The sequence below is a fragment of the Pseudomonas sp. Tav-5-1A genome (assembly GCF_055755055.1).
On sequence record NZ_CM146901.1, the window covers coordinates 4,195,802 to 4,213,752 of the forward strand.

The 17,951-nt window shown below is 63.0% G+C and carries 15 protein-coding genes; 14 read left to right on the forward strand and 1 reads right to left on the reverse strand.

What is annotated here, in order from left to right:
• Positions 1 to 48: 48 nt before the first annotated feature.
• Positions 49 to 1,305: an NADP-dependent isocitrate dehydrogenase gene (icd, locus tag AC0J42_RS19080; RefSeq protein WP_416425225.1), complete on the reverse strand. Its 1,257-nt coding sequence runs from the start codon at positions 1,303 to 1,305 to the stop codon at positions 49 to 51.
• A 376-nt stretch (positions 1,306 to 1,681) separates the two neighbouring features.
• Here icd and AC0J42_RS19085 point away from each other — a divergent pair, with 376 nt between their 5' ends.
• The 14 genes from AC0J42_RS19085 to nuoF all read left to right on the forward strand — a co-directional run bounded on the left by AC0J42_RS19085 (position 1,682) and on the right by nuoF (position 17,876).
• Complete coding sequence (locus AC0J42_RS19085; RefSeq protein ID WP_416425226.1) at positions 1,682 to 3,910, forward strand: NADP-dependent isocitrate dehydrogenase; 2,229 nt, start codon at positions 1,682 to 1,684, stop codon at positions 3,908 to 3,910.
• Positions 3,911 to 3,977: 67 nt separating this feature from the next.
• A complete protein-coding gene (locus AC0J42_RS19090) occupies positions 3,978 to 4,421 on the forward strand; it encodes an NUDIX hydrolase (protein ID WP_473003093.1) in 444 nt (147 codons plus the stop codon).
• Positions 4,422 to 4,582: 161 nt separating this feature from the next.
• The gene (gene mnmA, locus AC0J42_RS19095; protein ID WP_416425228.1) at positions 4,583 to 5,713 is read left to right on the forward strand and encodes a tRNA 2-thiouridine(34) synthase MnmA; all 1,131 of its coding nucleotides are present in this window, start codon (positions 4,583 to 4,585) and stop codon (positions 5,711 to 5,713) included.
• Entirely contained in the window at positions 5,710 to 6,330 is a 621-nt protein-coding gene (gene hflD, locus AC0J42_RS19100; RefSeq protein ID WP_416425229.1) for a high frequency lysogenization protein HflD, read from the forward strand. Before mnmA ends, hflD begins: the two co-directional genes overlap by 4 nt.
• A gap of 106 nt (positions 6,331 to 6,436) precedes the next feature.
• Positions 6,437 to 7,807, forward strand: coding sequence for an adenylosuccinate lyase (purB, locus tag AC0J42_RS19105; RefSeq protein ID WP_416425230.1), 1,371 nt, complete (start codon positions 6,437 to 6,439; stop codon positions 7,805 to 7,807).
• An 84-nt stretch (positions 7,808 to 7,891) separates the two neighbouring features.
• Complete coding sequence (locus AC0J42_RS19110) at positions 7,892 to 9,058, forward strand: ribosomal protein uL16 3-hydroxylase (protein ID WP_473003096.1); 1,167 nt, start codon at positions 7,892 to 7,894, stop codon at positions 9,056 to 9,058.
• Positions 9,051 to 9,473 (forward strand): GNAT family N-acetyltransferase, encoded by a 423-nt coding sequence (locus AC0J42_RS19115; protein WP_416425232.1) that lies wholly within the window; start codon positions 9,051 to 9,053, stop codon positions 9,471 to 9,473. Before AC0J42_RS19110 ends, AC0J42_RS19115 begins: the two co-directional genes overlap by 8 nt.
• Positions 9,474 to 9,624: 151 nt before the next feature.
• Positions 9,625 to 10,377: a secretin N-terminal domain-containing protein gene (locus AC0J42_RS19120; protein ID WP_416425233.1), complete on the forward strand. Its 753-nt coding sequence runs from the start codon at positions 9,625 to 9,627 to the stop codon at positions 10,375 to 10,377.
• A 547-nt stretch (positions 10,378 to 10,924) separates the two neighbouring features.
• A complete protein-coding gene (aceA, locus tag AC0J42_RS19125; protein WP_416425234.1) occupies positions 10,925 to 12,250 on the forward strand; it encodes an isocitrate lyase in 1,326 nt (441 codons plus the stop codon).
• Positions 12,251 to 13,069: 819 nt separating this feature from the next.
• Positions 13,070 to 13,483, forward strand: a complete 414-nt coding sequence (locus AC0J42_RS19130) for an NADH-quinone oxidoreductase subunit A (protein WP_008369061.1) — start codon at positions 13,070 to 13,072, stop codon at positions 13,481 to 13,483.
• Between the two features lie 10 nt (positions 13,484 to 13,493).
• The gene (locus AC0J42_RS19135; RefSeq protein ID WP_158156576.1) at positions 13,494 to 14,168 is read left to right on the forward strand and encodes a NuoB/complex I 20 kDa subunit family protein; all 675 of its coding nucleotides are present in this window, start codon (positions 13,494 to 13,496) and stop codon (positions 14,166 to 14,168) included.
• Positions 14,169 to 14,242: 74 nt separating this feature from the next.
• Positions 14,243 to 16,024: an NADH-quinone oxidoreductase subunit C/D gene (nuoC, locus tag AC0J42_RS19140; RefSeq protein ID WP_473003098.1), complete on the forward strand. Its 1,782-nt coding sequence runs from the start codon at positions 14,243 to 14,245 to the stop codon at positions 16,022 to 16,024.
• 2 nt (positions 16,025 to 16,026) lie between these two features.
• Positions 16,027 to 16,524, forward strand: a complete 498-nt coding sequence (nuoE, locus tag AC0J42_RS19145) for an NADH-quinone oxidoreductase subunit NuoE (RefSeq protein ID WP_007970445.1) — start codon at positions 16,027 to 16,029, stop codon at positions 16,522 to 16,524.
• Positions 16,521 to 17,876 carry an NADH-quinone oxidoreductase subunit NuoF gene (gene nuoF, locus AC0J42_RS19150; protein ID WP_473003100.1) on the forward strand — a complete coding sequence of 452 codons (1,356 nt, stop codon included), beginning with the start codon at positions 16,521 to 16,523 and terminating at the stop codon, positions 17,874 to 17,876. Before nuoE ends, nuoF begins: the two co-directional genes overlap by 4 nt.
• Positions 17,877 to 17,951: the final 75 nt, after the last annotated feature.

The window sequence follows — 17,951 nt, forward strand, 5'->3', positions numbered from 1 at the left end:
AGGGACAGAAAAACCGGCCAGGACGGCCGGTTTTTTTGTTGCCTGCCATTACATGTGCTTGATCAACGCCTCGCCGAAGCCCGAACTGGACACCAGGGTGGCGCCGTCCATCAGCCGCTCGAAGTCGTAGGTCACGGTCTTGGCACCAATGGCGCCGTTGGTGCCCTTGATGATCAGGTCCGCCGCCTCGGTCCAGCCCAGGTGGCGCAGCATCATCTCGGCCGAGAGGATCACCGAACCCGGGTTGACCTGGTCCTTGCCCGCGTACTTGGGCGCGGTGCCGTGGGTGGCCTCGAACATGGCCACGGTGTCGGACAGGTTGGCGCCCGGGGCAATGCCGATGCCGCCCACCTCGGCCGCCAGGGCGTCGGACAGGTAGTCACCGTTGAGGTTGAGGGTGGCGATCACGTCGTACTCGGCCGGCCGCAGCAGGATCTGCTGCAGCATGGCGTCGGCGATGGCGTCCTTGACGATCACGTTGCGCCCGGTCTTGGGGTTCTTGAACTGCATCCACGGGCCGCCGTCCAGCAAGGTGGCGCCGAACTCGTCGCGGGCGATCTCGTAGCCCCAGTCCTTGAAGGCCCCCTCGGTGAACTTCATGATGTTGCCCTTGTGCACCAGGGTCAGCGACTTGCGGTCGTTATCCACTACATATTGCAGGGCCTTGCGCACCAGGCGCTGGGTGCCTTCCTTGGACACCGGCTTGATCCCGATGCCGCAATCCTGGTCGAAGCGGATCTTGGTGACGCCCATCTCCTCCTTGAGGAACTTGATGACCTTCTGCGCCTCCGGCGAGCCGGCCTTCCACTCGATGCCGGCGTAGATGTCCTCGGAGTTCTCGCGGAAGATCACCATGTCCACGTCGCCTGGCTTTTTCACCGGGCTGGGCACGCCTTCGAACCACACCACGGGGCGCAGGCACACATAAAGGTCGAGCTGCTGGCGCAGGGCCACGTTCAACGAGCGAATGCCCCCACCCACCGGCGTGGTCAGCGGGCCCTTGATGGACACCACGTAGTCCTTCACGGCGTCCAGGGTCTCCTGGGGCAGCCAGGTGTCCTGGTCGTAGACCTGGGTGGCTTTCTCACCCGCGTACACTTCCATCCACGAAATCTTGCGCTTGCCGCCGTAGGCCTTGGCCACCGCGGCGTCCACCACCTTGATCATGACCGGCGTGACGTCCACGCCAATGCCATCGCCTTCGATATACGGAATGATCGGTTGGTCAGGCACGTTGAGGGAATGATCTGCATTGACGGTAATCTTCTGGCCGACGCTCGGTACCTGAATCTTCTGGTATCCCATGCTGGACTCCGTTTTTGTGGGTTGAACATCCTGGCTATCCCTGAGCGTAACCCACCTGCCCTAGACCGCAACCACCCGATTGGCAGGTGAATCTGCCGAAGAGCATCATTTATCCCGCATCACCAGTGGTATACTGTCGCAGTGACCATCGAGTCACCGGGGGCCGAGGCGTCTGCAACCAGACACCAAGCCTTTGAAAACGCTTGAAAAGACCCGGTTGTACCGCAACTCGGTCGCTTGACGCTCTACTGATGCACCCCACATCATCGCGACGAATCCTCGACTTTCGGCTCATTGATCACATTGGACGAAAGCGCCTACCCTGCGCATCTCGAGATTCTGTGCACGCTTAGCAAAGAAGAGAGTTAATCCGAATATGCCCACCCGCTCAAAGATCATCTACACCTTCACCGACGAAGCTCCGGCCCTCGCCACCTATTCCCTGCTCCCTATCGTAGAGGCCTTCACCGCCTCGGCTGATATTGCCGTGGAAACCCGGGACATCTCCCTGGCTGGCCGCATCCTGTCGAGCTTCCCTGAGCAACTGAAAGCCGACCAGGTCATCGCTGACGACCTCGCCGAGCTGGGCACCCTGGCCACCACGCCGGAAGCCAACATCATCAAGCTGCCGAACATCAGCGCCTCGGTTCCCCAGCTCAAGGCCGCCATCGCCGAGCTGCAGGCCCAGGGCTTCAACATCCCGGACTACCCGGAGACCCCGGCCAACGACGCCGAGAAAGAAGCCAAGTCGCGCTACGACAAGATCAAGGGCAGCGCCGTGAACCCGGTACTGCGCGAAGGCAACTCCGACCGCCGCGCACCGCTGTCGGTGAAGAACTACGCGCGCAAGCACCCGCACAAGATGGGCGCCTGGGCTGCCGACTCCAAGTCCCACGTGGCTCACATGAGCAACGGCGACTTCTACGGCAGCGAGAAAGCCGCGCTGATCGAAGCCGCTGACGCCGTGCGCATCGAACTGCTGGCCGCCGACGGTTCCGTGACCGTCCTGAAGGAAAAGACTTCGGTAAAAGCCGGCGAGATCATCGACTGCGCCGTGATGAGCAAAAAGGCCCTGCGCGCCTTCATCGCCGCCGAAATCGAAGACGCCAAGGCCAAGGGCGTGCTGCTGTCGCTGCACCTGAAAGCCACCATGATGAAGGTTTCCGACCCGATCATGTTCGGCCAGGTGGTTGCCGAGTTCTATAAAGAAGCCCTGGCCAAGCACGCCACCGTGCTGGAGCAGGTTGGCTTCAACCTGAACAACGGTATCGGCGACCTGTACGCCCGCATCCAGTCGCTGCCTGCCGAGCAGAAAGCGCAGATCGAAGCCGACGTCCAAGCCGTGTACGCCACCCGCCCAGCGCTGGCCATGGTCAACTCCGACAAGGGCATCACCAACCTGCACGTGCCAAGCGACGTGATCGTCGACGCCTCGATGCCGGCCATGATCCGTGACTCGGGCAAGATGTGGAACGCCGAAGGCAACCTGCAGGACACCAAGGCGGTGATCCCGGACCGCTGCTACGCCACCATCTACCAGGCCACCATCGAAGACTGCAAGAAGCACGGCGCCTTCGATCCGACCACCATGGGCAGCGTGCCAAACGTTGGCCTGATGGCGCAGAAAGCCGAAGAGTACGGTTCGCACGACAAGACCTTCCACATCAAGGCCGACGGCACCGTGCGCGTGGTCGATGGCAAGGGCCGCACCCTGCTGGAACAGAAAGTCGAGGCTGGCGACATCTTCCGCATGTGCCAGACCAAGGACGCGCCGATCCAGGATTGGGTCAAGCTGGCCGTCAACCGCGCCCGCGCTTCCAACACCCCGGCCATCTTCTGGCTGGACCCGGCACGCGCGCACGACGGCGTGATGATCGAGAAAGTCCAGGTCTACCTCAAAGACCACGACACCTCGGGCCTGGACATCCGCATCATGTCCCCGGTCGACGCGATGAAGTTCTCCCTGGAGCGCATCCGCAAGGGCCAGGACACCATCTCGGTGACCGGCAACGTGCTGCGCGACTACCTGACCGACCTGTTCCCGATCATGGAACTGGGCACCAGCGCCAAGATGCTGTCCATCGTGCCGCTGATGAACGGCGGTGGCCTGTTCGAAACCGGCGCCGGCGGTTCGGCTCCGAAACACGTGCAGCAACTGGTGGAAGAGAACTTCCTGCGCTGGGACTCGCTGGGTGAATTCCTGGCCCTGGCCGCTTCCCTGGAACACCTGGGCGTGACCACCGACAACGCCAAGGCCAAGGTCCTGGCGGCCACCCTGGACCAGGCCACCGGCCAGTTCCTGGACAACAACAAGTCGCCATCGCGCAAAGTCGGCAACATCGACAACCGCGGCAGCCATTTCTACCTGGCGCTGTACTGGGCCCAAGCCCTGGCCGCCCAGACCGAAGACACCACCCTGCAGGCGCGCTTCGCCCCGCTGGCCGCTGCACTGACCGAACAGGAAGCGACCATCGTCGCTGAACTGAACGCCGTGCAAGGCAAGCCGGTCGACATCGCCGGCTACTACCACGCCAACGCCGAGCTGGCTGCCAAGGTCATGCGCCCAAGCGCTACCTTGAACGCCGCGATCGCGTCGCTGAAGTAAGCTAGCCCGCAACACACAAAGCCCCGGTCATGTGCCGGGGCTTTGTGCTTTCTACAGGAGAACATCGATGCGCCCATGGATCCCCCACGTCACCGTCGCCACTGTCATCGAGGACAACGGCCGCTTCCTGCTGGTCGAAGAACTCAAGGGCGGCCGCGCCGTGCTCAACCAGCCCGCCGGGCACCTGGAACCCGATGAAAGCCTGATCGAGGCGGCCATCCGCGAAACCCTGGAAGAAACCGGCTACGACGTCGAGCTGACCGGCGTCATTGGCATCTACCTGTACACCGCGCCCAGCAACGGCGTGACGTACCAACGGGTGTGCTTTGCCGGCAAGCCGCTGCACCACGACCCGGAGCGCACGCTGGATCACGGCATCATCGGGCCGCAGTGGCTGACCCGCGATGAGATCATCGAGCAGAAGCCGCGCTGGCGCAGTGAGTTGTTGTTGCAGTGCATTGATGATTACCTGGCGGGCGACCTGCACAGCCTGTCCCTGATCCGAAATTGACCTGTAGCCGCTGCCGAAGGCTGCGCTGGCCCTATGCCCCACTGGAGATCTACTGCGCACTCAAAGGCCAGCGCAGCCTGCGGCAGCGGCTACAGAAGCGAGCGAAGCGCGGCGCTTGGTGGTAGAATCCCCTGCTTTTCCCAGACACACTCTCAATTCCTATGCGTGATTCAGCTGCTGCCCCTGAAACCCAGCGCGTCATCGTCGGCATGTCCGGCGGCGTTGATTCTTCCGTGTCCGCCCTCCTGCTGCTCGAACAGGGGTACCAGGTGGAAGGCCTGTTCATGAAGAACTGGGAAGAAGACGACGGCACCGAATACTGCACCGCCCGCGAAGACCTGGCCGACGCCCAGGCCGTGTGCGACCGTATCGGCATCAAGCTGCATACGGCCAACTTCGCCGCCGAATACTGGGACAACGTCTTCGAACATTTCCTGGAAGAGTACAAGGCCGGCCGCACGCCGAACCCCGACATCCTCTGCAACCGCGAAATCAAGTTCAAGGCCTTCCTGGACTACGCCCTGTCGCTGGGCGCCGACCTGATCGCCACCGGCCACTACGTGCGCCGCCGTGACATCGACGGCCGCACCGAGCTGCTCAAGGGCCTGGACCCGAACAAGGACCAGAGCTACTTCCTGCACGCCGTGGGCGGCGAACAGATCGCCCGCACCCTGTTCCCGGTGGGCGAGCTGGAAAAGCCGGAAGTGCGCGCCATCGCCGAGAAACACGGCCTGGCCACCGCCAAGAAGAAGGATTCCACCGGCATCTGCTTCATTGGCGAGCGCCGCTTCAGTGACTTCCTCAAGCAGTACTTGCCGGCGCAGCCCGGCGAGATCCAGAACACCGAAGGTGAAGTAATCGGCCGTCACCACGGCCTGATGTACCACACCATCGGTCAACGCCAGGGCCTGGGCATTGGCGGCCTGAAGGACGCCAGCGACGAGCCGTGGTACGTGCTGGAGAAGGACCTGGAACGCAACGTGCTGGTGGTCGGCCAGGGCAATGATCACCCGTGGCTGTTCTCCCGCGCCCTGCTGGCCTCGGAAATCTGGTGGGTGAACCCCATCGACCTGAGCAGCCCGCGCCGCCTGACCGCCAAGGTGCGCTACCGCCAGGGCGACCAGCCCTGCACGCTGGAAAAGACCGCCAGCGGCTACCGCGCGGTGTTCGACGACCCGCAGCGCGCGGTTACCCCCGGCCAGTCGGTGGTGTTCTACGACGGCGAGATCTGCCTGGGTGGCGGCGTCATTGAAGTGGCCCAGCCGTGGACCAGCAAAGGCGCCGCTGCATGAACCCCATTCAGGAGCAATTGATTGCCCTGGGTGCGGTTTTCCAGGCCGCCGTGCTGGTAGACCGCATCGCCAAGACCGGCCAGAGCGCCGAGGCGGCCATGGGCTGCATGCTCGGCAGCCTGCTGATTCGCGACCCCAAGGACACCCTGGAGGTGTTCGGTGGCGACGACCTGAACCTGCGCGACGGCTACCGCGCCCTGGTCAGCGCGCTTGAGCGCGACCCGGCCAGCCTGCAGCGCGAACCGCTGCGCTACGCCCTGTCGATGCTCAACCTGGAGCGCCAGCTGGGCAAGCGTGACGACCTGCTGGAGGTGATCGGCCGGCGCCTGCCGCAGATCCAGTCCCAGGTAGAACATTTTGGCATTACCCACGAGAACGTTATCGCCGCCAGCGGTGCGCTGTATCAGGACACCCTGAGCACCCTGCGCCAGCGGATCCAGGTGCAGGGTGACATGCGCAACCTGCAGCAGCCCAGCAACGCCGCGAAAATCCGCGCGTTGCTGCTGGCCGGCATCCGTTCGGCGCGTTTGTGGCGGCAATTGGGCGGCCACCGCTGGCAACTGGTATTCAGCCGGCGCAAGCTGCTCAAAGAACTGTATCCGATGATGCGCGGTTAACGCTCGTCACCTCACGGGCGCGGTCGGCGCTGGGCTGCCGACCTGCAATGAATTTTCATGTATGATACGCGCCCCATTTCGTTGCCCGACTGTCCGAGAACACCCCATGCAGCTTTCTTCGCTCACTGCGGTTTCCCCTGTTGACGGCCGCTACGCCGGCAAAACCCAGGCCCTGCGCCCTATTTTCAGCGAATACGGCCTGATCCGTTTCCGCGCCCTGGTCGAGGTGCGCTGGCTCCAGCGCCTGGCCGCCCACCCGCAAATCAGCGAAGTGCCGGCGTTCTCCGCCGAAGCCAACGCTATCCTCGACGCCCTGGCCGATGACTTCGCCCTCGAGCACGCCGAGCGCGTGAAAGAGATCGAACGCACCACCAACCACGACGTCAAGGCCATCGAGTACCTGTTGAAAGAACAGGCTGCCAAGCTGCCGGAACTGGCCAAGGTCAGCGAGTTCATCCACTTCGCCTGCACCAGCGAGGACATCAACAACCTGTCCCACGCCCTGATGCTGCGCGAAGGCCGTGACACCGTGCTGCTGCCGCTGATGCGCCAGATCGCCGACAACATCCGCGAACTGGCCCACCGCTTCGCCGACGTGCCGATGCTGTCGCGCACCCATGGCCAGCCGGCGTCGCCGACCACCCTGGGCAAGGAACTGGCCAACGTCGTCTACCGCCTGGAGCGCCAGATCGCCCAGGTAGCCGCCGTGCCGCTGCTGGGCAAGATCAACGGCGCCGTGGGCAACTACAACGCCCACCTGTCGGCCTACGCCGACATCGACTGGGAAGCCAACGCGCGCGCCTTCATCGAAGACGAGCTGGGCCTGGGCTTCAACCCCTACACCACCCAGATCGAGCCGCACGACTACATCGCCGAGCTGTTCGACGCCATCGCGCGCTTCAACACCATCCTGATCGACTTCGACCGCGATATCTGGGGCTACATCTCCCTGGGCTACTTCAAGCAGCGCACCATCGCCGGCGAAATCGGCTCGTCGACCATGCCGCACAAGGTCAACCCGATCGACTTCGAAAACTCCGAAGGCAACCTGGGTATCGCCAACGCGCTGTTCCAGCACCTGGCCAGCAAACTGCCGGTTTCGCGCTGGCAGCGTGACCTGACCGACTCCACCGTGCTGCGCAACCTGGGCGTGGGCTTTGCCCACAGCGTCATCGCCTACGAGGCGACCCTGAAGGGCATCAGCAAGCTGGAACTGAACGAAGTGCGCATCGCCCAAGACCTGGACGCCTGCTGGGAAGTCCTGGCCGAGCCGATCCAGACCGTGATGCGCCGCTACAACATCGAAAACCCGTATGAAAAACTGAAAGAGTTGACCCGCGGCAAGGGCATCACCCCTGACGCGCTGCAAACTTTCATCGACGGCCTGGACATGCCAGCCGAAGCCCGCGCTGAACTGAAGAAGTTGACCCCGGCTTCCTACATCGGTAACGCCGCGGCCCAGGCCAAGCGCATCTGACGCTCCGCCCCGTCGCTACGACGCCCGGCTCAGCCGGGCGTTTTTATTCGTGACTTAAAAGCGCTCTCATTCAATAGGTTACACATGAATCCTGATACTCCTCTGCAACTGCTGGGCGGCCTGACTGCACGTGAATTCCTGCGTGATTACTGGCAGAAAAAGCCCCTGCTGATCCGTCAGGCGTTCACCGATTTCGACAACCCGATCAGCCCCGACGAGCTGGCGGGCCTGGCCCTGGAAGAAGAAGTCGAGTCGCGCATCGTCATCGAGAACGGCGAACGCCCGTGGGAAATGCGCCGCGGCCCGTTCGAAGACGACGCCTTCAGCAAGCTGCCCGAGCGTGACTGGACCCTGCTGGTGCAGGCCGTCGACCAATTCGTGCCGGAAGTGGCCGAACTGCTGCAGCCGTTCCGTTTCCTGCCCAGCTGGCGCATCGACGACGTGATGATCAGCTACGCAGCCCCTGGTGGCAGCGTGGGCGCGCACTTCGACAACTACGACGTGTTCCTGCTGCAGGGCCATGGCAAGCGCAACTGGAAAATCGGCCAGATGTGCGACGCCGACAGCCCGCTGATCGACCACGCCGACCTGCGCATCCTGGCCGACTTCCAGCAGACCGACGAGTGGGTGCTGGAGCCGGGCGACATGCTCTACCTGCCGCCGCGCCTGGCCCACTACGGCGTCGCCGTGGACGACTGCATGACCTACTCGGTGGGTTTCCGCGCGCCGAGCGCCGCTGAAGTGCTGACCCACTTCACCGACTTCCTCACCCAGTTCATGCCGGACGAAGAGCGCTACACCGACGCCGACGCCCTGCCTGTCAGCGACCCGACGCAAATCCAGCACGACGCCCTGGACCGCTTGAAGAAGCTGCTCAACGAGCACATGAACGACGAGCGCCTGCTGCTGACCTGGTTCGGCCAGTTCATGACCGAGCCGCGCTACCCCGAGCTGGTGGCCGGTGAAGAGCTGGAAGAGGACGACCTGCTGGGCGGCCTGGAAGACGGCGCCATCCTGATCCGCAACCCGAGCGCGCGCCTGGCCTGGTCGGAAGTGGGCGACGACCTGCTGCTGTTCGCCAGCGGCCAGAGCCGCCTGCTGCCGGGCGAGATGCGCGAGCTGCTGAAGCTGATCTGCGCGGCCGACGCCCTGCACATCGAAAACCTGGGCCCATGGATGATTGACGAGCAAGGTCGTACACTGATCTGTGAGCTGGTCAAACAAGGAAGTCTGGGGTTTGCCGATGAATAAGATTCGCGTACGCGTGGCTGATTGGCACAAGGACATCGCCGACATTCGACGTATCCGCGAGGCCGTGTTCATCGCCGAGCAATCGGTGCCACCGGAGCTGGAGTTCGACGCCGATGACGTCGACGCCGTGCACTTCCTGGCGTGCGAGGGCGACTACCCTATCGGTACCGCCCGCCTGCTGCCCGACGGCCAGATCGGCCGGGTGTCGGTGCTCAAGGACTGGCGTGGCCTTAAAGTGGGCGACGCCCTGCTGCAAGCCGCCATCACCCAGGCCGAGCACCAGGACCTCAAGCAGCAAAGCCTGAGCGCCCAGGTGCACGCCACGGCGTTCTACGAGCGCCACGGCTTCAAGGTGGTGAGCGAAGAGTTCCTCGAGGCGGGCATTCCGCACGTGGATATGGTTCGCTACAGCTGAAATACCTCCCGTAGCAGCTGCCGAAGGCTGCGTCCGGCCGCAACGCCGGTGACGCGGCCTGGCGGCCGCTGCTACGGGAGCTGCGTCGCGTCACGGATTTGCGCTCGCCCCTTCTGCCATAATGTCCACTCCAATGATGGAGACTCCGGACATGCCGTTACGCCCCCTGCTTGCCACCTGCGCACTGCTCGCCTCGTTCACTGCCAGCGCCGCCACCGAAATCGTCCAGCTGAACAACCGCACCAGCGACGACCTGCTGCCCGTGGCGCAGAACTTCATCGGCCGCGACGGCAAGGTCAGCGCCTACGGCAACCAATTGATCGTCAACGCCGACCCGGACAAGATCCAGCAACTGCGCGCGCTCATCACCCAACTGGACGTGGCCGCCCGGCGCCTGCTGATCAGCGTCGACACCAGCGACAGCAACGAAGGCGACCGCGGCGGCTACACGGTCAATAACAACAACACCCGCATCATCAACTACGGCACCACCAACCGCACCGGCGGCACCCAGCAGGTGCAGGCCACCGAGGGCACGCCGGCGCTGATCCAGGTGGGCCAGAGCGTACCCTTCACCACCGCCCAGAGCGACAGCTACGGCGGCCTGCAGACCCAGACCCAGTACCGCAACGTCACCCAGGGCTTCTACGTGACCGCCAGCGTCACCGGCGAGACCGTACACCTGAGCATCAGCACCAATAATGACCGGATGAGCCAGGAACGTCAGGATGTAGTGAACGTGCAAAGCACCGACACGCAGGTCAGCGGGCGCCTGGGCGAATGGATCACCCTGGCCGGTACCAATGAGCAAAGTACCGCCAATAACAGTGGCTACACGCGAAATTGGTCCACCCAGGGGCGTAGCGACATGACTTTGCGGGTAAAAGTGGACCCACTGGACTGAAAACATGACTTGCGGGTCGCGAAAACGCCCCGCCAGTCGTCGACCCGCCCCTCGAAAACTGACTGCCAAGTCGCCTACTACCAAAGATGTAGTGATAGAAAAAAACCACTACAAAACATTTGACGACACTATTCGTGCTTGGCATGATGGCCTCGCTCCCGCTAATCAGGGGCCCTGGAAAGGGCCTTCGGATCGGTCTCTAACCTACCCACCTGAGCCGATTCGTGTCTGGAACGCCCACAAGGCAGCCTGACGAGATTGCGACTGGAACGAAGAAGTTGTCCCGAGGGACGGAAGCGCAATCGGCATCACGGCAAGACCTGAACGTTCGCACAACGGCAACCACGAGCCACGTGCGCCCGGGCAACCTTGGCCTGCCAGCTGTCTTCCCCTCCTTCGAACGACCGTTCGATCGTCGCCTTCTCCGTCAAGCCCGTTCCAGACCTTCTAAGCTTCTGATCTGCGAGCGCCACAATGGTGTTTCTGTAAGGACAGCGCCGGCGGAGCGAGAATTTTCATTCAAACCTATGCGACGAGGTTTATCTCCATGGCACTGACACGCGAACAACAAATAGCTGCCCTCGAAAAAGACTGGGCAGAAAACCCGCGCTGGAAAGGTGTAACCCGGACCTACTCTGCTGCCGACGTTGTACGTCTGCGCGGTTCGATCCAGCCCGAGCACACATTGGCCCGCCTGGGCGCCGAGAAGCTCTGGAACCTGGTGACCCAGGGCGCCAAGCCGTCCTTCCGTCCGGACAAGGACTTCGTCAACTGCATGGGCGCCCTCACCGGCGGCCAGGCCGTGCAACAGGTCAAGGCTGGCATCCAGGCCATCTACCTGTCCGGCTGGCAAGTGGCCGCCGACAACAACTCGGCCGAATCGATGTACCCCGACCAGTCGCTGTACCCGGTGGACTCGGTGCCGACCGTGGTCAAGCGCATCAACAACTCGTTCCGTCGTGCCGACCAGATCCAGTGGAAAGCCGGCAAGAACCCCGGCGATGACGGCTACATCGACTACTTCGCGCCGATCGTGGCCGACGCCGAAGCCGGTTTCGGCGGCGTGTTGAACGCCTACGAGCTGATGAAGAGCATGATCGAGGCAGGCGCCGCCGGCGTGCACTTCGAAGACCAGCTGGCTTCGGTGAAGAAATGCGGCCACATGGGTGGCAAGGTACTGGTGCCTACCCAGGAAGCCGTACAGAAGCTGACCGCAGCGCGCCTGGCCGCTGACGTGGCCGGCGTGCCGACCATCATCCTGGCCCGCACCGACGCCAACGCCGCCGACCTGCTGACCTCGGACTGCGACCCGTACGACCAGCCGTTCGTGACTGGCACCCGCACCCAGGAGGGCTTCTACAAGGTGCGTGCCGGCCTCGACCAGGCCATCGCCCGCGGGCTGGCCTACGCGCCGTACGCCGACCTGATCTGGTGCGAGACCGCCAAGCCGGACCTGGACGAGGCTCGTCGTTTCGCCGAGGCCATCAAGAAGGAATACCCGGACCAGCTGCTGTCGTACAACTGCTCGCCGTCCTTCAACTGGAAGAAGAACCTGGACGACGCGACCATCGCCAAGTTCCAGCGCGAACTGTCGGCCATGGGCTACAAGCACCAGTTCATCACCCTGGCGGGCATCCACAACATGTGGCACAGCATGTTCAACCTGGCGCACGACTACGCCCGCAACGACATGACCGCCTACGTGAAGCTGCAGGAGCAGGAGTTCGCCGACGCCGCCAAGGGCTACACCTTCGTGGCGCACCAGCAGGAAGTGGGCACCGGCTACTTCGACGACATGACCACCGTGATCCAGGGCGGCACCTCGTCGGTGACCGCGCTGACCGGCTCCACCGAAGAAGAGCAGTTCCACTGATGTAACGCACACGCCGTAACGAAAAAGGCCACCCCACGCAGGTGGCCTTTTTTGTGGCCCCTGGAACAACACCGCTTTCACAGGCCATGGCACGTTGCAACAAACCGTAGGAGCCGACCTTGGTCGCGATGCGCCGCGCGGGCGGCGCTCGGTCTAAAGAACGCCACGAAAACACCGGCATGCGCCTTTAAACAACACCACCGACCTGTAGCCGCAGCCTTCGGCAGCGACGATGGGGTGTCGCCGCGAGGTGCCTGCCGATATTCCTGTGGCGGTCATCAAATCGAGCGCCGCCCGCGCGGCGCATCGCGACCAAGGTCGGCTCCTACATTTGTTGCAACGCGCCATGGCCTGCGAGTTCGCGTTGCCAGCCTTGGCGCACGACGCCGCCATCGCACCTTCTAATCAAACCTTCGCCCCGCCCCACATCGACTACGCTTCTACAACCAAAGTCTTGATCCACGCCAACTTATATAGAGGGAAAATAGCGTAGAACGTACGAGTTGGTTAACGCGCACGTGAGGGTTGACACGATTTGGAACCCTTTAAATGATATTAATTATCATTACACATTAAAAAGACCTCCAAACGGGTGTAACAACGGTATAAATAAAACCACCTGAAACCCCCGCCCCATGGGGCCTGCAGGCACTTGCAAGGTGTGTATGTGCTTAATCCTACGAATAAATTTGCTGCAGAAAATTTACTTGCTACCGCTTTACCCATAAAATCAGCGCGATAGATTCAGCTGCGACATATCGTCACTGCTTTACTACTTTTCAAGTACCGAGACATTTGCTCTCCGTTAAGGATTCCAGCATGCCCGATTCGACAGGACTCATGGCCCACAACTGGGGCTTTGCCATCTTCCTTTTGGGTGTCGCCGGGCTCTGCGCCTTCATGCTGGGGCTGTCGGCCCTGCTGGGCAGCAAGGCCTGGGGCCGCAGCAAGAACGAACCATTCGAATCCGGCATGCTGCCGGTCGGCAGCGCCCGCCTGCGCCTTTCCGCCAAATTCTATCTGGTCGCGATGCTGTTCGTGATCTTCGATATCGAAGCCCTCTTTCTCTTTGCATGGTCTGTGTCGGTACGCGAAAGCGGCTGGGCCGGATTCGTCGAAGCACTCGTTTTCATAGCAATTCTGTTGGCAGGTCTTGTCTACCTTTGGCGGGTGGGGGCGCTCGATTGGGCTCCCGAAGGTCGCCGTAAGCGGCAAGCGAAGCTGAAACAATGAGGCTTTGGCAATGCAATACAATCTCACCAGAATCGACCCGGATGCACCCAACGACCAGTATCCGATCGGCGAACGGGAAACCGTAGCCGATCCGCTAGAGGATCAGGTCCACAAGAACATTTTCATGGGCAAGCTCTCGGACGTCCTGAGCGGTGCTGTCAACTGGGGGCGTAAAAACTCCCTGTGGCCGTACAACTTCGGGCTTTCGTGCTGCTACGTGGAAATGACCACCGCGTTCACCGCGCCCCACGACATCGCCCGCTTCGGCGCGGAAGTGATCCGGGCATCGCCACGCCAGGCCGACTTCATGGTCATCGCCGGCACCTGCTTCGTGAAGATGGCGCCGATCATCCAGCGCCTGTACGAGCAGATGCTGGAGCCCAAGTGGGTGATCTCCATGGGTTCGTGCGCCAACTCCGGTGGCATGTACGACATTTACTCGGTCGTCCAGGGGGTGGATAAATTCCTGCCCGTGGACGTTTACGTGCCCGGCTGCCCGCCGCGCCCAGAGGCCTTCCTGCAAGGCCTGATGCTGTTGCAGGAATCGATTGGCCAAGAGCGTCGCCCGCTGTCCTGGGTCGTCGGTGATCAAGGCGTGTACCGCGCCGAGATGCCGTCGCAAAAGGAACAACGCCGCGAACAACGCATTGCGGTCACCAACCTGCGCAGCCCCGACGAAGTCTGATCCAGCTCTTTACCCGGCACCGCCACAAAGAACCCTGGCCTCATTCTGTACGTTGACGAATAGCGACCGAGAACATGACAGCGGACACCGCTCTATATATCCCGCCTTACAAGGCTGACGACCAGGACGTGGTCGTCGAACTCCACCAGCGCTTCGGCCCCGAGGCGTTCGTCGCCCAGGAAACCCGCACCGGCATGCCGGTGCTGTGGATCGCCCGCGCCAAGCTCAAGGAAGTGATGAGCTTCCTGCGCAACGTGCCCAAGCCCTACTCCATGCTGTATGACCTGCATGGCGTCGACGAGCGCCTGCGCACCCAGCGCCGCGGCCTGCCGGGCGCCGATTTCACCGTGTTCTACCACCTGATGTCGGTGGAGCGGAACAGCGACGTGATGATCAAGGTCGCGCTGCACGAAGGCGACCTGAACCTGCCCACCGTCACCGGTATCTGGCCCAACGCCAACTGGTACGAGCGTGAAGTCTGGGACATGTTCGGCATCACCTTCCAGGGCCACCCGCACCTGTCGCGCATCATGATGCCGCCCACCTGGGAAGGCCACCCGCTGCGCAAGGACTACCCGGCGCGCGCCACCGAGTTCGACCCCTACAGCCTGAGCCTGGCCAAGCAGCAGCTTGAAGAAGAAGCCGCGCGCTTCCGCCCGGAAGACTGGGGCATGAAGCGTTCGGGCACCAACGAGGACTACATGTTCCTCAACCTGGGCCCCAACCACCCTTCGGCCCACGGTGCGTTCCGCATCATCCTGCAGCTGGACGGCGAAGAGATCGTCGACTGCGTGCCCGACATCGGCTACCACCACCGTGGCGCCGAGAAGATGGCCGAGCGCCAGTCGTGGCACAGCTTCATCCCCTACACCGACCGCATCGACTACCTGGGCGGGGTGATGAACAACCTGCCCTACGTGCTGGCGGTCGAGAAGCTGGCCGGCATCAAGGTGCCGCAGAAGGTCGACACCATCCGCATCATGATGGCCGAGTTCTTCCGTATCACCAGCCACTTGCTGTTCCTGGGTACCTACATCCAGGACGTGGGCGCCATGACCCCGGTGTTCTTCACCTTCACCGACCGCCAGAAGGCCTACACGGTGATCGAGGCCATCACCGGCTTCCGCCTGCACCCGGCCTGGTACCGCATTGGTGGCGTGGCCCACGACCTGCCGCGCGGCTGGGAAAAGCTGGTGAAAGACTTCGTCGAATGGCTGCCCAAGCGCCTGGACGAATACACCAAGGCTGCCCTGCAGAACAGCATCCTCAAAGGCCGTACCATCGGTGTCGCCGCCTACAACACCAAGGAAGCCCTGGAATGGGGCGTCACCGGTGCCGGCCTGCGTTCCACCGGTTGCGACTTCGACCTGCGCAAGGCGCGCCCGTACTCGGGCTACGAGAACTTCGAGTTCGAAGTGCCGCTGGGCCACAACGGCGATGCCTATGACCGCTGCATGGTGCGCGTGGAAGAAATGCGCCAGAGCATCAAGATCATCGACCAGTGCATGCGCAACATGCCCGAAGGCCCGTACAAGGCGGACCACCCGCTGACCACGCCGCCGCCCAAAGAGCGCACGCTGCAGCACATCGAAACCTTGATCACGCACTTCCTGCAGGTTTCGTGGGGCCCGGTCATGCCGGCCAACGAGTCCTTCCAGATGATCGAAGCGACCAAGGGCATCAACAGTTATTACCTGACGAGCGACGGCGGCACCATGAGCTACCGTACCCGGATACGCACCCCAAGCTACCCGCACCTGCAGCAGATCCCTTCGGTGATCAAAGGCAGCATGGTCGCGGACTTGATCGCGTACCTGGGTAGTATCGACTTCGTTATGGCCGACGTGGACCGCTAAGCATGAACAGCACGCTTATCCAGACTGACCGTTTCGCCCTGAGCGAAACCGAGCGCTCGGCCATCGAGCACGAGCTGCACCACTACGAGGACCCGCGCGCGGCGTCCATCGAAGCCCTGAAAATCGTGCAGAAGGAACGCGGCTGGGTGCCGGACGGGGCCCTGTACGCCATCGGCGAGATCCTCGGCATCCCGGCCAGCGACGTCGAAGGCGTGGCCACCTTCTACAGCCAGATCTTCCGCCAACCGGTGGGCCGCCACATCATCCGTGTGTGCGACAGCATGGTCTGCTACATCGGCGGCCACGAATCGGTGGTCAGCGAGATCCAGAGCAAGCTGGGCATCGGCCTGGGCCAGACCACCGCGGACGGGCGCTTCACCCTGCTGCCGGTGTGCTGCCTGGGCAACTGCGACAAGGCCCCGGCGCTGATGATCGACGACGACACCTTCGGTGACGTACAGCCAGCCGGCGTTGCCAAACTGCTGGAGGGCTACGTATGACCCTGACTTCCTTTGGCCCGGCGAACCGTATCGCCCGCACCCCGGAAACCCACCCGCTGACCTGGCGCCTGCGTGACGACGCCGAACCCGTGTGGTTCGACGAGTACGTGGCGAAAGACGGCTACGCCGCCGCGCGCAAGGCCTTCGCCGACCTGTCCCAGGACGAGATCGTCCAGACGGTGAAAGACTCCGGCCTCAAGGGCCGTGGCGGTGCGGGCTTCCCCACCGGCGTCAAATGGGGCCTGATGCCCAAAGACGAATCCATGAACATCCGCTACCTGCTGTGCAACGCGGACGAAATGGAGCCCAACACCTGGAAAGACCGCATGCTGATGGAGCAACTGCCCCATCTGCTGGTGGAAGGCATGCTCATCAGCGCCCGCGCGTTGAAGGCCTACCGTGGCTACATCTTCCTGCGCGGCGAGTACGTGACCGCCGCCAAGCACCTCAACCGTGCCGTGGAAGAAGCCAAGGCCGCAGGCCTGCTGGGCAAGAACATCCTCGGGTCGGGCTTCGACTTCGAGCTGTTCGTGCACACCGGTGCCGGCCGCTACATCTGCGGTGAAGAAACCGCGCTGATCAACTCCCTGGAAGGCCGCCGCGCCAACCCGCGCTCCAAGCCGCCGTTCCCGGCCGCCGTGGGCGTGTGGGGCAAGCCGACCTGCGTGAACAACGTGGAAACCCTGTGCAACGTGCCGGCCATCGTCGGCAACGGCGTGGACTGGTACAAGTCGCTGGCCCGCGAAGGCAGCGAAGACGCCGGCACCAAGCTGATGGGCTTCAGCGGCAAGGTCAAGAACCCCGGCCTGTGGGAGCTGCCGTTCGGCATCCCGGCCCGCGAGCTGTTCGAGGACTACGCCGGCGGCATGCGCGACGGCTACAAGCTCAAGTGCTGGCAGCCAGGCGGCGCCGGCACCGGCTTCCTGCTGCCCGAGCACCTGGACGCGCAAATGTACGCCGGCGGCATCGGCAAGGTCGGCACCCGCATGGGTACGGGCCTGGCCATGGCCGTGGACGACAAGGTCAACATGGTCTCGCTGCTGCGCAACATGGAAGAGTTCTTCGCCCGCGAATCGTGCGGCTTCTGCACCCCGTGCCGCGACGGCCTGCCGTGGAGCGTGAAGCTGCTGCGTGCCCTGGAGCAAGGCCGCGGCCAGCAAGGCGACATCGAGACGCTGCTGGGCCTGGTCGGTTTCCTCGGCCCAGGCAAGACCTTCTGTGCCCACGCACCCGGTGCCGTGGAGCCCTTGGGCAGCGCGATCAAATATTTCCGCCCGGAATTCGAGGCTGGCATCGCCGCAAGCAGCGGCCTGCGCCCGGACCTGGCGCGCCCGATCCAGGTCGGCGCATAACAAGACTCAAAAGCCGGTGGTCCGTGCCGCCGGCTGCGCGCCCCCTGCCCTTGCATGAAGGGTGGCGGGGCGAGC

Coding starts and splice junctions, on each gene's coding strand:
- AC0J42_RS19085 (WP_416425226.1), top strand. CDS start 1,682: ATGCCCACCCGCTCAAAGATCATCTACACCTTCACCGACGAAGCTCCG.
- AC0J42_RS19120 (WP_416425233.1), top strand. CDS start 9,625: ATGCCGTTACGCCCCCTGCTTGCCACCTGCGCACTGCTCGCCTCGTTC.
- AC0J42_RS19115 (WP_416425232.1), top strand. CDS start 9,051: ATGAATAAGATTCGCGTACGCGTGGCTGATTGGCACAAGGACATCGCC.
- aceA (WP_416425234.1), top strand. CDS start 10,925: ATGGCACTGACACGCGAACAACAAATAGCTGCCCTCGAAAAAGACTGG.
- nuoE (WP_007970445.1), top strand. CDS start 16,027: ATGAACAGCACGCTTATCCAGACTGACCGTTTCGCCCTGAGCGAAACC.
- AC0J42_RS19090 (WP_473003093.1), top strand. CDS start 3,978: ATGCGCCCATGGATCCCCCACGTCACCGTCGCCACTGTCATCGAGGAC.
- AC0J42_RS19130 (WP_008369061.1), top strand. CDS start 13,070: ATGCCCGATTCGACAGGACTCATGGCCCACAACTGGGGCTTTGCCATC.
- mnmA (WP_416425228.1), top strand. CDS start 4,583: ATGCGTGATTCAGCTGCTGCCCCTGAAACCCAGCGCGTCATCGTCGGC.
- icd (WP_416425225.1), bottom strand. CDS start 1,305: ATGGGATACCAGAAGATTCAGGTACCGAGCGTCGGCCAGAAGATTACC.
- AC0J42_RS19110 (WP_473003096.1), top strand. CDS start 7,892: ATGAATCCTGATACTCCTCTGCAACTGCTGGGCGGCCTGACTGCACGT.
- purB (WP_416425230.1), top strand. CDS start 6,437: ATGCAGCTTTCTTCGCTCACTGCGGTTTCCCCTGTTGACGGCCGCTAC.
- nuoC (WP_473003098.1), top strand. CDS start 14,243: ATGACAGCGGACACCGCTCTATATATCCCGCCTTACAAGGCTGACGAC.
- hflD (WP_416425229.1), top strand. CDS start 5,710: ATGAACCCCATTCAGGAGCAATTGATTGCCCTGGGTGCGGTTTTCCAG.
- AC0J42_RS19135 (WP_158156576.1), top strand. CDS start 13,494: ATGCAATACAATCTCACCAGAATCGACCCGGATGCACCCAACGACCAG.
- nuoF (WP_473003100.1), top strand. CDS start 16,521: ATGACCCTGACTTCCTTTGGCCCGGCGAACCGTATCGCCCGCACCCCG.